A 13,233-nucleotide genomic window follows, 5' to 3' on the forward strand; every position below is an offset into this window, starting at 1 on the left:
CATTCTTTTGAATTACTCAAAAGAGACGCTAGAGTCGAGGCATGGAGACAGAACTCGACTCGGCACTTCGCGGTGCCGGGCTGCGTGCGACCGCGGGCCGCGTCGCCGTTCTCGAGGCTCTGGAATCCATGGCCCACACGGATGCGGAGCGGGTCTTCCGCGCCGTCTCCGAGGTGCTTCCGACGACGTCGATCCAGTCGGTGCACAACATCCTCGCGGACCTGACGACGGCGGGTCTGATCCGCCGGATCGAACCGGCAGGCTCCGCGGCGCTCTATGAACGGCGCATCGACGACAACCATCACCACATCGTGTGCACCCAGTGCGGTGCGATCGGCGATGTGGACTGCGTCGTCGGCGAAGCGCCGTGCCTCACCCCGTCTTCGGCGGGGGGATTCACCGTCCAGACAGCCGAAGTGACCTTCTGGGGCCTGTGCCCCAGTTGCCAGAACGCCGCGCAGTAGCATCCGACGTCCGATCCCGGGCACCCGGGGTGATCGTCGTCCCTGTGCGCAGAAGGAGAAGAACATGACCGACCCATCGACCACCACCCAGACGGGCACTCCCGTCGCGAGCGACGCCCACTCGCTCACCGTCGGAGCAGACGGACCCACGGTCCTGCACGACCGCTACCTCGTCGAGAAGCTCGCGTCGTTCAACCGCGAGCGTGTGCCGGAGCGCAACCCGCACGCCAAGGGCGGCGGAGCCTTCGGAACCTTCACCGTGACCGAGGATGTGTCGGCCTATACCCGTGCCGCGGCCTTCCAGCCCGGCGCTCAGAGCGAGACGCTGCTGCGCTTCTCGTCGGTCGCCGGCGAGCAGGGTTCGCCCGACACCTGGCGCGACGTGCGCGGCTTCGCACTGCGCTTCTACACGCCCGAGGGCAACCTCGACATCGTCGGCAACAACACCCCGACCTTCTTCCTGCGCGACGCCATGAAGTTCCCCGACTTCATCCACTCGCAGAAGCGTCTCGGCGACTCGGGTCTGCGCGACGCCGACATGCAGTGGGACTTCTGGACCCTCTCTCCCGAGTCCGCCCACCAGGTCACGTACCTGATGGGAGACCGTGGCCTGCCGCGCAGCTGGCGCCACATGAACGGCTACGGCTCGCACACCTACCAGTGGGTCAACGCCGCAGGCGAGCGCTTCTGGGTGCAGTACCACTTCCTGTCGAAGCAGGGCGTCGAGGCGATGAGCGCCGAAGAGGCCGAGAAGCTCGCAGGATCGGATGCCGACTACTACCGTCGCGACCTGTTCGACGCGATCGCGAGCGGCGACGCCCCCTCCTGGGATGTCTACGTGCAGGTCATGCCCTACGACGAGGGCAAGACCTACCGCTTCAACCCGTTCGACCTGACGAAGACCTGGTCGAAGAAGGACTACCCGCGCATCAAGGTCGGCACGTTCACGCTCGACCGCAACCCGCAGAACTTCTTCGCCGAGATCGAGCAGGCCGCCTTCTCGCCCGGCAACCAGGTTCCCGGCACCGGCATCTCGCCCGACAAGATGCTCATGGCTCGGGTGTTCGCCTACTCCGACGCACAGCGCTACCGCATCGGCGCGAACTACAACCAGCTTCCGGTCAACCAGCCGCATGCGGCCGAGGTGCGCAACTACATGCACGAAGGCCAGATGCAGTACAAGTTCAACCCGGCCGAGCACCGCGTCTACACGCCGAACTCGTACGGCCCCGCCGGCGGACCGACGGCCGACCCTGCCGCGGGTGTCGAGGCGAGCTGGGAGTCGGACGGCGAGCTGATCCGCGCCGCGGCGACTCTGCACCTCGACGACGACGACTTCGGTCAGGCGGGCACGCTGTACCGCACGGTCTTCGACGACGAGCAGCGCGCGCGCTTCCTCGACACGCTGACCGGTCAGGGACAGGCCATCACGATCGACGCGATCCGCGAGCGCTTCTTCCAGTACTGGACGAACGTCGACGGCTCGCTCGGCGAGGCCCTGCGCGCTCGCTTCTGAGCCGGAGCTGCTGACGACCGAGACCCACCGTTCCCTCGGGGCCGGTGGGTCTCGGCGTCTCCGGGCATCGCAGGAGGAGGACAATGGATGCCGTGGCTGTTCCTCTCTCCGACCTGACCAACATGCCCGAACCCCAGCAGGTGTACGCCGCTGACGGCACTCGCCTCGCGACGTACACATGGGGCGAGATCGATGCGCCGGTGGTGGTGATCGTGCACGGCTTCGCGTCGAGCGCCCGCGACACCTGGGTGCTCACGGGCTGGGTGCGCGAACTCACCAAGGCCGGATACCGCGTGCTGGCGCTCGACCAGCGAGGCCATGGCCTCAGTCAGAAGCCGCATCAGGCCGACGCGTACGGCATCCGCACCCTCGCGACCGACGTCGAGACGGTCATGGACGCATACCTCGTCGATGAAGCCGTCTATGTCGGATACTCGCTCGGCGCGCGGGTCGGCTGGGAGGTCGTGCGTGATCTTCCGCATCGCATCGGTCGTGCCGTGCTCGGCGGGGTGCCCGACGGCATCCCTCTCGCCCGGCTCGATCTCGATCAGGTGCGCGCATACCTGGCGGACGGCACGCCCGTGTCGGATGCGACGACGCAGAACTACATCACGTTGACCGAGCGCGTGCCGGGCAACGACCTCGGAGCCCTGGTGGCACTGGCGGAGGGGATGCGGTCGTCACGGACGATCGACCCCGATCCGTCGAACGCCCCCTCGAGCCCGATCCTGTTCGCGACGGGCTCGAAGGACGCGATCATCGAAGGCTCGCGCGCGCTCGCATCCGCAGCCCCTCAGGGGCGGTTCTTCGAGATCCCGGATCGTAACCACTTCAACGCTCCGGGGTCCCGCGCGTTCAAGGAAGCAGCGCTCGCGTTCCTGTCGGAGGGCTGACCGCAGGCACGAGAAGAGCCCTCCGTCACGAGGTGACGAAGGGCTCTCAGGGTGACGGTCAGACCGTCGCGTTCTCTTCGCGCTTCGGCAGCACCCATCCCGCACGCGGGAAGTGGCAGGTGTAGCCGTTGGGGTACTTGATCAGGTAGTCCTGGTGCTCTTCCTCCGCCTGCCAGAACGGGCCCGCGGGCTCGATCGTGGTCACGGCCTTGCCCGGCCAGAGGCCTGAGGCGTCGACGTCGGCGATGGTGTCGCGGGCGACGGCCTCCTGCTCGGGGCTGAGCGGGAAGATCGCCGAGCGGTAGCTCGAGCCGACATCGTTGCCCTGACGGTCCTTGGTCGACGGGTCGTGGATCTGGAAGAAGAACGCGAGGATATCGCGGTACGTCGTCTTGGTGGGGTCGAAGACGATCTCCACAGCCTCGGCATGACCCGGGTGGTTGCGGTAGGTGGCGTGGTCGTTGCTGCCGCCGGTATAGCCGACACGGGTGTCGAGCACGCCGGGCTGGCGGCGGATCAGGTCTTCCATGCCCCAGAAGCAGCCGCCCGCCAGCACGGCGGTCTCGGCTCCGGGGGTGCGGGTGATGGTTCCGGTGTCGGTCATGACTGCTCCTCAGAGGTGGGGGTGGTGGGGAAGAGGTGACGGTAGCGACCGTACCCCTCATCTTCCAGGCTGTCAGCCGGGATGAAGCGCAGGGCGGCGGAGTTCATGCAGTATCGGAGCCCTCCTGCATCGCGGGGTCCATCGTCGAAGACGTGCCCCAGGTGGCTGTCGGCGCCGGTGGAACGCGCCTCCGTGCGCGTCATCCAGAGCTTGCGGTCGGTGCGCGTGGTCACGGCATCGGCCTCGATGGGCTTGGTGAAGCTCGGCCATCCGGTGCCGCTGTCGAACTTGTCGGTCGACGCGAAGAGCGGCTGGCCCGAGACGACGTCGACGTAGATGCCGTCGTCGTGGTTGTTCCAATACGCGTTGCGGAAGGGCGGCTCGGTGGCATCCTCCTGCGTCACCTCGTACTGCAGGTGCGTGAGGTCGCTGACCGCCGCGGGGTTCTTGCGGTACTCGTTCGACATGATCTGACTCCTTGTCCGACGCGGCTGGCTGCAGCGTCTTAGAGGAGAACCAGGCGGGCGCCTGTTTTGGTCCCGCAGGACTGTGAGCGGGCTGTGAGTTTGAAAGGAGTCGATAGAGTTGCTCAGCCACACACACCACAGGGAGACGCACATGTCGGTTGGACTGCTCGCCGTCGTCGATGACATCCTCAGCGCGGCGATGAAGGCCTCGGCGAAAGCCGCGGGCGTCGTGATCGACGATGCCGCGGTGACCCCGCAGTACGTGCAGGGCATCACGCCGGCGCGCGAGCTGCCCGTGGTCGCGAAGATCGCGCTCGGTTCGCTGGTCAACAAGTTCGTGATCATCATCCCGATCGCGCTGGTGCTCACCGCCTTCGCGCCGTGGGTGCTGCCGTACCTGCTGATCCTCGGCGGTGCCTATCTGTGCTTCGAAGGCGCCGAGAAGGTGCTCGAGTGGTTCGGCGTGCAGCACGGTCACGCCGATGAAGGCGCCCGCGACGAGAAGAAGCTGGTGCTCGGCGCCGTGCGCACCGACCTGATCCTCTCGACCGAGATCATGCTGATCTCGCTGGCGAACCTCGAGGCCGGTCTCGACATCTGGACGACCCTCGCGATCCTCGCGGTGATCGCCCTGCTCATGACGGGCGTCGTCTACGGCGCCGTGGCCCTGCTCGTGAAGATCGATGACATCGGTCTGAAGATGGCTAAGAACCCGGTCGCACGCGTCCGCCACACGGGAATGCGGATCGTGCGCTCGATGCCGGCGGTCTTCCGCTTCATCAGCATCCTCGGCACCGTGGCGATGCTGTGGGTCGGTGGCCACCTGCTGCTCGTGAACCTGGGCGAGGTGGGCGTGCACTTCGGCGAGGACATCCTGCATGCCATCGAGCACGCGCTCGAGCCCCTCGGCGCTGTCATCGTCTGGATCGGCGACACCCTCTTCTCGGCCATTGCCGGCCTCATCACGGGTCTGATCATCGTCGGGATCATCCTGGGGATCGGCCGCCTGATCGGCAAGAAGCCGAACTTCCACGAGGGCGAGGAATCGCCCGCCGACGTGCACGTCTGAACCGCGCACCACGGAATCGACGTCAGGCAGCGATGCCATAGCGGGCCCGGCCCCCGAGGCGCGGAGTCCTCGCGAGATCGATGCTTCGCGGCGGGATCAGCCATACCCGTGCCGCGGCTCCGATTCCCTCGATGCGGATATCCCACCCGTTGTCGTGGATGCGATGGTGACACGACTCGCACAGCAGTACGCCGTTGCTCATGTCGGTGGGTCCGGTGTCTCGCTGCCACCACCTGATGTGGTGCGCCTTGGTCATCTGCGGAGGGAGACCGCACATGGCGCAGCCGCCGTCTCGCTCGACGAGTGCCAATCGCTGCGCCCGGGTGAACAACCGCTTCTCGCGCCCCCAGTCGAGGATCTCCCCCGCTGATCCGAGAACCACCGGGATGATGCCGCCACCCGCAGCCATGCGACGGCAGGTGCTGACGCTCACGGGCTGGTCGCTGCCGTCGATCGTCGCGCTGCCCTCGCCCGACATGAGCTGGTCGAGGTTCACGCGCACCACCACTGTCGCACCCGATGCGGGCATCCCGCCGTTGTCGCAGGCGATCGCGTGCTCGCAGATGGCGGTCAACGCATCGGCCTGGATCATCGCGACCGAACGGCGATCGGCATCCGGCGCGTCAGGGTCTGTCGCGGTGATCCGCGACTGAAACGACGCCGCCACGTAGGCCTGTATCGCGGCCTTGATCGGCGCCCCTGAGGCGATGTCGGTCTGCAGCACGAGGTGAAGCGAGCCGTCGCGCTCGAACATCGTCAGGGAACGGCGGTCGCGGGCCTCTCGCTCTCTGGGTGCGACGCCGTCTGGGTCGAGCCAGGCTTCGGCACGGGCCACCAGCTTGCCGACGTCGGCGAGGGACATCCCCGCTGCCCTGCCGACGAGGAGACGCTCGGCCTCTTCGACCCGAGCCGACCCCACCTTGAGTCAGATCCGCTCGAGCAGGCTGACGATGAGCGCGGCGGCCGCGACGGAGATCTCCCCTGCGGCGAGCGCCGACGCCAGCGCCGGATACCGCGCGGGCAGGACCTCACCCGACAGATTCGTCCGCGGCGCCGCTGCCTGCCCCACCGCGATGAGTCGTTTGGCGTCGCCGGCCGACCCACCCGTGTGCGCGGCGATCATCGCCGCAGCACTCCGGTGTCCATGCTGCTTCGCGAACCCGTCAGTGCCGAGTTCCGACCGCGACTCGTGCGCGATCGTCGCCGCGAGCTCGGCGTGGAGCCCGTCGAGGCATCGCTGCGCCTGGCTCACCGCACGATGCGCGTCGAGCAGCTCGATGCGCGAGAGCTCCGCCGACTCCTCAGCGTCACCCCAGACGTCGCCGAGGCGCTCGAAGGCCTCGAGAAGCGGCATCAGGCGGGATGAGGGCATGTCTCCATTTCAGAACGGATGTTCGAATCTCGAGCGAGATGCCGGAATCCGCTGGAGCAGGAGATCGAGCTCATGACGGCAGGTGGTCGTCACCCCGCAGCCACTCATCGAACGTGATCCGACCCTGCAGAGCATCCGCCCCTCCGCGCAGCGACCCCGACGCCAGCCCTCGCCCGTAGGCGCCGGGCAGCCGCACCCCCAGCACCCGCCGGCGCACTCCGTCGAACGCCAGCTGCCTCCGCGCCACATCCGCGAGAACCTCGTTTCTCGGCCCGACCAGGTCGGACGCACGCCCGGCCGGCGCGCCCTCGGCGACACGCACCAGATGCTCCCCGACCTCGCGCGCAGCCACCGGCCGCATGAGCAGCTTCGGCAGCACCGCCACCGGGCCGGACATCCTCGACAGCAGCTGTCCGGCGAACTCGTGGAACTGACCGGCCCTCGCGATCGTGAACGGCACCGACCCTGCAGCCACCGCGCGTTCCTGCGCCAGCTTGCCCGCGTAGTACGAGGCGTCGATGCCATCGATCCCCACGATCGACAGAGCGACGTGGTGCGTGACACCCGCCCGCGACTCCGCAGCCAGCAGAGTGCGGGTCGCCGTCTCGAAGAACTTCACGGCCTTCGCAGCCGAGAGCGTGGTCGTGTTCGTGACGTCGATGACGGCATCCGCCCCCTGCATCCGCTCGGCCAGTCCGGCGCCGGTGAGCACATCGGCTCCGGACGACCGCGACAGCACCACCACCTCGTGACCGGCCGCCTGCGCCGCCTCCACGGCGTGCCGACCGACGACCCCTGTTCCTCCTGCGACCGCGATCCTCATCCGATTCCCTCTCCGCTCCGGGGCGACGTCCACGCCTCCTGCACCAGATGACGAATCAGCACCCGAGAACGTGAGGCCTCACACTCCACCCTGCTCCGTCGTCATATCCTGCGAAAGCACACTCGCACCCGCATCCGAAAGGCACCCCATGGATGACGACCTCGACGACGTCTTCCGCGAGCGGCGACGCCTGCTCGCCCTCGGATACCGGATGACCGGCACTCTGGCGGATGCCGAGGATGTCGTGCAGGAGACCTACCTGCGCTGGTACCGGCTCACCGAAGCTGAGCGCGAGACCATCGCGAACCCCGCCGGCTGGCTCACCACCGTCGCGGGACGCGTCGCCCTCGACCTTCTGGGTTCCGCCCGCCACAGGCGCGAGCAGTACGTCGGGCCGTGGCTGCCCGAGCCCGTTCCGGCCGAGCTCTTCGCCGGAGCGATCGGATCGCGCACGGCCTCGACGCCCGAAGATCCTCTCGATCGCATCACTCTCGACGACGACGTCTCGACCGCGCTGCTGGTCGTGCTCGAGGCGATGACTCCCGCCGAGCGCGTCGCCTTCGTGCTGCACGACGTCTTCGCCGTGCCGTTCGACGAGATCGCCGAGGCCGTGGGGCGATCTTCCGCGGCGGTGCGGCAGCTCGCGTCATCCGCTCGTCGTCACGTGCGCGAGAACCGGGCGACCGCCGTGCCCCGCGCCGAGCACGACCGCGTGGTGCGGGCCTTCCAGCAGGCGACGCGCACGGGCGAAGTCGCTCCGCTGCTGAAGTTCCTGGCACCGGACGTCGAACTGCGCAGCGACGGAGGCGGCGTGGTCAGCGCCGCCCGCAATGTCGTGAGCGGCGCTGACAATGTCGCGCGCTTCCTGCTCGGGATCGCGGCCAAGAACCCACACTTCACCGCCGAGGAGAAGCACTTCGGCGAAGGTCTCGGCCTGGTGTTCCGCGACGGAGAGAACGTGCATTCGGTCATGAACGTGCACGTCGAGGCGGGTGTGATCACCCAGCTGTGGATCGTGCTCAACCCCGCCAAGCTCACCTACTGGAACTCATCGCAGTGAGGCGAAGCGGGTGCCCGAGAGCCCCCGCCCCGGCATCCTGCTACCGTCATGCAGTGCGCACCCGAGCGCAGATGCAGGAGACAGCCGATGAGCGACCCCCAGATCCGGGATGCCGAGACCGCCGACCTCGAAGCGATCACGGCGATCCACAACGACGCGGTGCTGAACACCACCGCGATCTGGAATGAAGAGGCGGTCACGGTCGAAGACCGCGCCGCCTGGCTCGCGGAGCGCACAGGCCGCGGCTATCCCGTCATCGTCGCGGTCGACGAGACCGGCGTGCTCGGGTATGCGACCTTCGGCGACTGGCGCCCGCACAGCGGATATCGGCACACCGTCGAGCACTCGGTGTACGTCCGCGACGGCCAGCGGGGTCGCGGCATCGGCAAGGCGCTGATGATCGAGCTCATCCACCGCGCCCGCAGCCTCGGCAAGCACGTGATGGTCGCCGCGATCGAGAGCAGCAACACGGGGTCGATCATCATGCACAAGCGCCTCGACTTCATGCAGGTCGGGCGCATGCCGCAGGTCGGCACCAAGTTCGATCGCTGGCTCGACCTCACGTTCCTGCAGCTGGTGCTCGATCAGCGGCCCTTCCCCGACGAGACGAAGTGAACGTCTTCCTCTGGCTGGTCGACGCCTTCAACTCGCAGTGGATGCTGCCCGGCGGCCAGGTGCTGCTCGTGCGCGAGGTGGTCGGCAACGCATTCGGCCTCGCCAGCGCACTCGGCGGCATGCAGCGCAAGATCTGGGCGTGGCCGGTCGGCATCGTCGGCAACGTGCTGCTGCTCACCGTCTTCCTCGGATCCATCCTCAATCCCGATCATGAGCTGCCGCACCTGCTCGGCCAGGCCGGTCGTCAGGTCATGTTCATCATCGTTGCGATCTACGGGTGGGTGCGCTGGCGGCAGGCCTCGTCGTCGGGTGGTCGCGTCACGCCCCGGTGGGCACCGAACAGCGCGCGCATCGGCCTGGTGCTCGTGATGGTGATCGGCACGATCGCCCTCACTCCCCTGTTCCGCGCCCTCGGCTCGTGGGAGCCGGTGTGGGCCGACGCGTGGACATTCGTCGGATCCCTGCTCGCCACCTACGGCATGGCCAAGGGGTGGACGGAGTTCTGGCTGATCTGGATCGCCGTCGACGTCGTGGGCGTGCCGCTGCTGTTCAGCTCGGGCTTCTACGCGACCGGACTCATGTATGTGTTCTACGGCGTCTTCACCGCGGTCGGATTCGTCGTCTGGTGCCGAGCGCAGGCGAACGCCAAACCGCAGGTCGAGACGATCATGCCCGACCCGCGTCCGATCACGTCCACCACGAAGACCGTCGACGGCGACCGGGGCTGACCCGGCCGGACTCGACCGACGAATGTGTCGCCCCGTGTCGCGGGGGCTGACACGGGGCGCCTCCGCGGGTTTTGCTTGACCCCATGACCCGTCAGATCCGCTTCAACGCCTTCGACATGAACTGCGTCGCCCACCAGTCGTCCGGTCTGTGGCGACACCCGGACGACCGCTCGCGCCAGTACAACACCATCTCGTACTGGACGGATCTTGCGAAGCTGCTCGAGAGCGCGACCTTCGACGGCATCTTCATCGCCGACGTGCTCGGCACCTACGACGTCTACGGCGGCACCAACGAGGCGGCGATCCGCAACGGCGCACAGGTTCCCGTGAACGACCCGATCCTGCTCGTGAGCGCGATGGCGGCCGTCACCGAGCACCTCGGCTTCGGCATCACCGCCGGCACCGCCTTCGAGCACCCCTATCCGTTCGCACGGCGTCTGAGCACGCTCGACCACCTGACCAACGGACGCGTCGGCTGGAACGTCGTGACCGGCTACCTGCCCAGCGCCGCCCGCAACATGGGTCAGCACGATCAGCTCGCACACGACGACCGCTACGACCACGCCGACGAGTACGTCGAGGTGCTCTACAAGCTGTGGGAGGGATCGTGGGAAGACGACGCCGTCGTCGAAGACCGCGAGCGCGGCATCTTCACCGACCCGGCGAAGGTGCACCCGATCGGCCACGAGGGAAAGCACTTCAGCGTTCCCGGCATCCACATCTCCGAGCCGTCGCCGCAGCGCACCCCGGTCATCTACCAGGCCGGAGCCAGCCCTCGCGGTGTGCGCTTCGCATCGGAGAACGCCGAGGCGATCTTCGTCGCCGCGCCCTCGAAGGAGGTGCTCGCCGGCACCGTGAAGCGCATCCGCGATGCGCTGGAGGACGCCGGTCGCGACCGCTACGACGCGAAGATCTACACGCTGCTCACCGTCATCACGGGGGCCACGAGCGCGGATGCCGCGGCGAAGCACGCCGAATACCTGTCCTACGCGAGCCCCGAGGGCGCGCTGACCTTCATGTCGGGCTGGATGGGCGTCGACCTCTCGCAGTATGCCGAGGACGAGCCCGTCGGCAACGTCGAGTCCAACGCGATCCAGTCGGTGCTGCAGCATCTCAAGGAGGAGGCCGACCTCGGACGCGAGTGGACCGTCGGCGACTTCGGCCGCCACAACGCGATCGGCGGCCTCGGGCCGACCATCGTCGGATCTGGCGTCGAGATCGCCGACGAACTGCAGTCGTGGGTCGAGGAGACCGACATCGACGGATTCAACCTCGCCTACGCGGTCACGCCCGGCACCTGGCAGGACGTCATCGAGCACGTCATCCCGGTGCTGCGCGAGCGCGGCGTCTACCCGAACGAGTACACGCCGGGAACTCTGCGCAACAAGCTGCAGGGCAAGGGCGACCGCGTGCAGGACACGCATCGCGCCGCGCGCTATCGGGTCGGAGCGAACGCCCCCGTCGCCTGATCAGCGCCGGGTGGTGATCAGAGGCGCCGGTCAGTCTGCCTTCGAGCTGAACATCCCGCGCAGCACCAGGAACACCACGACCGCGACGACGGCGACGATCGCGAGCTTCGCGATGAACCACAGGATCGAGAAGAGCGCGCTGACGATCCACCAGGCGATCACGACGGCGAGGACGACGCCGATGATGGTCCAGAGCGAGTTCTTGTTCATGCATCCAGCCTAGGCGGCGCGGGCGCATCACAGATCCGGATGCTGCGGCGTCAGTACTCATGGGAGGCGCATCCCGCGCCCCATGAGCGAAGGAGACGACGTGTCGCACGTCAACATCGGCAAGGTCTACGCAGCCCCGTATCAGGCGATGCTGGAGTTCAACGCCCAGGCGGTCGCCGCAGCCGAGGATGCCGGTCTCTCGCCGTTGCTCGTCGAACTGGTCAAGGTGCGGGCGTCGCAGCTCAACGGCTGCGCCTTCTGCCTCAGGATGCACTGCGCCGATGCCGTCAAGGCCGGGGAGACGGCCGACCGGCTGGCCGTGCTCGCGGGATGGTGGGAGTCGCAGTACTTCTCGGCCGAGGAGCAAGCCGCCCTGCAGATCGCCGAGAACGTGACGATGATCGGCGACCACGGCCGCCTGGCGGATCGCGGAGTCGACGTCGAGGGCGTGCTGACCGAGAAGCAGATCGCCGCCGTGACCTGGCTCGCCGTGATCATCAACAGCTGGAACCGCATCGCGATCAGCAGCCACTACCCCGTGCACGCCTGATCGAGCGACGGTGAGCGAAGGGACGGGAAGGCGGATGCGACGGCATCCGCCCTCCCGTCCCTTCCGCATCGGATGTGTCGCCGTCAAGACCCTTCTCGAGAAGGGGATCGGGGGCGAGACTTCGAGCATGTCTGCACCGGCTCTCACTCCGTCCGCCCTTCACGGCATCGCCGCCCGCGGCCCGCTCAGCGATGGCATCATCCGCCGACTGACCGGCGAAGACGCCGACGACCTCGGCGCCCGCGCCGAGACCGCGCTCGCCACCAGCGACGATGTCGTGCGCGACGACGACATCCAACTCGCGCTCTTCGTGCTGTACGCCTCGTCGTACGGATCTCTGTCCGAGCTCGATCCCGCCCTCGAGTGGGACCCGGCGCTGATCGCCACGCGAGGACTCCTCGAGCACGCCTTCGAGCGGGCGCTGCGGGCGACCGTGCCGACCCCGGAACTGCCCGAGCCGACCGTCGACGCCGTCGGACGAGCCCTGTTCGCTCTCGCCGAGGCCGACACCGGACCGAGCCTCTCTCGTTACGTCGCGAAGAAGGCCACGGACGAGCAGATGCACGAGTTCTTCATGCAGCGCTCGATCTACACGCTGCGCGAGGCCGACCCTCACTCGTGGGCGATCCCCCGCCTGACCGGTCGGCCCAAGGCGGCGCTCGTCGAGATCCAGTCGGACGAGTACGGCGGAGGGCGCCCCGACCGTGTGCACGCGACGATCTTCGCTCGCGCGATGCGCGGCGCCGGCCTCGACGACACCTATGGCGCCTACGTCGACGACGTGCCGGCGATCACGCTCGCGTCGCTCAACATGATGTCGATGTTCGGCCTCAACCGCCGGCTCGTCGGAGCGATCGTCGGCCATCTGGCCGCGTTCGAGATGACCTCGTCGATCCCCAACCGGTTCTACGCCGACGGGCTGCGACGGCTCGGCTTCACCGAGGACGTGACCGACTACTTCGACGAGCACGTCGAGGCGGATGCCGTGCACGAGCAGATCGCCGCGCGTGACCTCGCGGGCGGGCTGGCCGAGGACCGCCCCGACCTGCTGCCCGACATCATGTTCGGCGCCGCGGCCTGCCTCACCGTCGACGGATGGGCGGCGGGACACATGCTCGACTCCTGGACGCGCGGCGAATCCTCGCTGCGCGAGAGGGACGCGCGATGAGCGGGGCGCAGGATGCCGTCACGATCACGGCGTACCCCGACGGTCCGCTGCTGGTGCGCGGAGCAGCGGTGCTCGAGACCTCCGACGGCGAGCCGATCGAGGTGACGCGCCGCACGGTGGCGCTGTGCCGTTGCGGTCTCTCGACGATCAAGCCGTTCTGCGACGGCACGCACAAGGCCGCCGGGTTCCGCACCGACGCCTGATCTCGATGATGCGGGCCGATCG

The 13,233-nt window shown here is 67.9% G+C and carries 16 protein-coding genes and 1 pseudogene; 11 read left to right on the top strand and 6 right to left on the bottom strand.

Going from position 1 to position 13,233, the window contains the following annotated elements; genetic code table 11:
- Positions 1-41: 41 nt before the first annotated feature.
- From OPU70_RS08525 to OPU70_RS08535, 3 genes are all read left to right on the top strand, one after another.
- Positions 42-464 (top strand): Fur family transcriptional regulator, encoded by a 423-nt coding sequence (locus OPU70_RS08525; protein ID WP_042540432.1) that lies wholly within the window; start codon positions 42-44, stop codon positions 462-464.
- 64 nt (positions 465-528) lie between these two features.
- A complete protein-coding gene (locus OPU70_RS08530) occupies positions 529-1,980 on the top strand; it encodes a catalase (RefSeq protein ID WP_475123276.1) in 1,452 nt (483 codons plus the stop codon).
- An 83-nt stretch (positions 1,981-2,063) separates the two neighbouring features.
- Complete coding sequence (locus OPU70_RS08535; protein WP_042540428.1) at positions 2,064-2,873, top strand: alpha/beta fold hydrolase; 810 nt, start codon at positions 2,064-2,066, stop codon at positions 2,871-2,873.
- 58 nt (positions 2,874-2,931) lie between these two features.
- On the opposite strand, the gene msrA is transcribed toward OPU70_RS08535, so the two are convergent.
- Together msrA and msrB are read right to left on the bottom strand one after the other, a co-directional pair.
- Positions 2,932-3,477: a peptide-methionine (S)-S-oxide reductase MsrA gene (gene msrA / locus OPU70_RS08540; RefSeq protein ID WP_056374879.1), complete on the bottom strand. Its 546-nt coding sequence runs from the start codon at positions 3,475-3,477 to the stop codon at positions 2,932-2,934.
- Positions 3,474-3,944, bottom strand: a complete 471-nt coding sequence (gene msrB, locus OPU70_RS08545; RefSeq protein WP_042540424.1) for a peptide-methionine (R)-S-oxide reductase MsrB — start codon at positions 3,942-3,944, stop codon at positions 3,474-3,476. The genes msrA and msrB overlap by 4 nt, the downstream gene beginning before the upstream one ends.
- Before the next feature lie 151 nt (positions 3,945-4,095).
- Here msrB and OPU70_RS08550 point away from each other — a divergent pair, with 151 nt between their 5' ends.
- Entirely contained in the window at positions 4,096-5,013 is a 918-nt protein-coding gene (locus tag OPU70_RS08550; RefSeq protein WP_475433060.1) for a DUF808 domain-containing protein, read from the top strand.
- A 22-nt stretch (positions 5,014-5,035) separates the two neighbouring features.
- Here the strand turns inward: OPU70_RS08550 and OPU70_RS08555 are convergent, their stop codons facing one another.
- The 3 genes and pseudogenes from OPU70_RS08555 to OPU70_RS08565 form a co-directional block, all read right to left on the bottom strand.
- On the bottom strand, positions 5,036-5,290 hold the full coding sequence (locus OPU70_RS08555) for an HNH endonuclease (RefSeq protein ID WP_498557630.1): 255 nt from the start codon (positions 5,288-5,290) through the stop codon (positions 5,036-5,038).
- A 24-nt stretch (positions 5,291-5,314) separates the two neighbouring features.
- Positions 5,315-6,385: pseudogene (locus OPU70_RS08560) on the bottom strand (DUF222 domain-containing protein); the annotation flags it as partial.
- A gap of 70 nt (positions 6,386-6,455) precedes the next feature.
- Complete coding sequence (locus OPU70_RS08565) at positions 6,456-7,208, bottom strand: SDR family oxidoreductase (RefSeq protein WP_498557530.1); 753 nt, start codon at positions 7,206-7,208, stop codon at positions 6,456-6,458.
- Between the two features lie 148 nt (positions 7,209-7,356).
- Here OPU70_RS08565 and sigJ point away from each other — a divergent pair, with 148 nt between their 5' ends.
- From sigJ to OPU70_RS08585, 4 genes are all read left to right on the top strand, one after another.
- Positions 7,357-8,268, top strand: coding sequence for an RNA polymerase sigma factor SigJ (gene sigJ / locus OPU70_RS08570; RefSeq protein ID WP_498557531.1), 912 nt, complete (start codon positions 7,357-7,359; stop codon positions 8,266-8,268).
- Between the two features lie 87 nt (positions 8,269-8,355).
- Positions 8,356-8,883, top strand: a complete 528-nt coding sequence (locus OPU70_RS08575; RefSeq protein WP_042540414.1) for a GNAT family N-acetyltransferase — start codon at positions 8,356-8,358, stop codon at positions 8,881-8,883.
- A gap of 41 nt (positions 8,884-8,924) precedes the next feature.
- The gene (pnuC, locus tag OPU70_RS08580; protein WP_498557631.1) at positions 8,925-9,611 is read left to right on the top strand and encodes a nicotinamide riboside transporter PnuC; all 687 of its coding nucleotides are present in this window, start codon (positions 8,925-8,927) and stop codon (positions 9,609-9,611) included.
- An 83-nt stretch (positions 9,612-9,694) separates the two neighbouring features.
- Entirely contained in the window at positions 9,695-11,080 is a 1,386-nt protein-coding gene (locus tag OPU70_RS08585) for an LLM class flavin-dependent oxidoreductase (protein WP_079113814.1), read from the top strand.
- 30 nt (positions 11,081-11,110) lie between these two features.
- Here OPU70_RS08585 and OPU70_RS08590 read toward each other — a convergent pair whose 3' ends face one another.
- The gene (locus OPU70_RS08590) at positions 11,111-11,290 is read right to left on the bottom strand and encodes a hypothetical protein (protein ID WP_042541496.1); all 180 of its coding nucleotides are present in this window, start codon (positions 11,288-11,290) and stop codon (positions 11,111-11,113) included.
- A gap of 100 nt (positions 11,291-11,390) precedes the next feature.
- Between OPU70_RS08590 and OPU70_RS08595 the strand changes: the two genes are divergently transcribed.
- The 3 genes from OPU70_RS08595 (at position 11,391) to OPU70_RS08605 (ending at position 13,211) form a co-directional block, all read left to right on the top strand.
- The gene (locus OPU70_RS08595; protein ID WP_498557532.1) at positions 11,391-11,840 is read left to right on the top strand and encodes a carboxymuconolactone decarboxylase family protein; all 450 of its coding nucleotides are present in this window, start codon (positions 11,391-11,393) and stop codon (positions 11,838-11,840) included.
- A gap of 127 nt (positions 11,841-11,967) precedes the next feature.
- Positions 11,968-13,008 (top strand): iron-containing redox enzyme family protein, encoded by a 1,041-nt coding sequence (locus OPU70_RS08600; protein ID WP_498557533.1) that lies wholly within the window; start codon positions 11,968-11,970, stop codon positions 13,006-13,008.
- On the top strand, positions 13,005-13,211 hold the full coding sequence (locus OPU70_RS08605) for a CDGSH iron-sulfur domain-containing protein (RefSeq protein ID WP_056374892.1): 207 nt from the start codon (positions 13,005-13,007) through the stop codon (positions 13,209-13,211). Before OPU70_RS08600 ends, OPU70_RS08605 begins: the two co-directional genes overlap by 4 nt.
- Positions 13,212-13,233: the final 22 nt, after the last annotated feature.

The organism is Microbacterium sp. SWDP-B6 (genome assembly GCF_059803615.1).

Coding starts and splice junctions, on each gene's coding strand:
- OPU70_RS08575 (WP_042540414.1), top strand. CDS start 8,356: ATGAGCGACCCCCAGATCCGGGATGCCGAGACCGCCGACCTCGAAGCG.
- OPU70_RS08590 (WP_042541496.1), bottom strand. CDS start 11,290: ATGAACAAGAACTCGCTCTGGACCATCATCGGCGTCGTCCTCGCCGTC.
- OPU70_RS08530 (WP_475123276.1), top strand. CDS start 529: ATGACCGACCCATCGACCACCACCCAGACGGGCACTCCCGTCGCGAGC.
- OPU70_RS08585 (WP_079113814.1), top strand. CDS start 9,695: ATGACCCGTCAGATCCGCTTCAACGCCTTCGACATGAACTGCGTCGCC.
- OPU70_RS08600 (WP_498557533.1), top strand. CDS start 11,968: ATGTCTGCACCGGCTCTCACTCCGTCCGCCCTTCACGGCATCGCCGCC.
- OPU70_RS08525 (WP_042540432.1), top strand. CDS start 42: ATGGAGACAGAACTCGACTCGGCACTTCGCGGTGCCGGGCTGCGTGCG.
- pnuC (WP_498557631.1), top strand. CDS start 8,925: ATGCTGCCCGGCGGCCAGGTGCTGCTCGTGCGCGAGGTGGTCGGCAAC.
- OPU70_RS08605 (WP_056374892.1), top strand. CDS start 13,005: ATGAGCGGGGCGCAGGATGCCGTCACGATCACGGCGTACCCCGACGGT.
- msrB (WP_042540424.1), bottom strand. CDS start 3,944: ATGTCGAACGAGTACCGCAAGAACCCCGCGGCGGTCAGCGACCTCACG.
- msrA (WP_056374879.1), bottom strand. CDS start 3,477: ATGACCGACACCGGAACCATCACCCGCACCCCCGGAGCCGAGACCGCC.
- OPU70_RS08555 (WP_498557630.1), bottom strand. CDS start 5,290: ATGTGCGGTCTCCCTCCGCAGATGACCAAGGCGCACCACATCAGGTGG.
- OPU70_RS08535 (WP_042540428.1), top strand. CDS start 2,064: ATGGATGCCGTGGCTGTTCCTCTCTCCGACCTGACCAACATGCCCGAA.
- OPU70_RS08550 (WP_475433060.1), top strand. CDS start 4,096: ATGTCGGTTGGACTGCTCGCCGTCGTCGATGACATCCTCAGCGCGGCG.
- sigJ (WP_498557531.1), top strand. CDS start 7,357: ATGGATGACGACCTCGACGACGTCTTCCGCGAGCGGCGACGCCTGCTC.
- OPU70_RS08565 (WP_498557530.1), bottom strand. CDS start 7,208: ATGAGGATCGCGGTCGCAGGAGGAACAGGGGTCGTCGGTCGGCACGCC.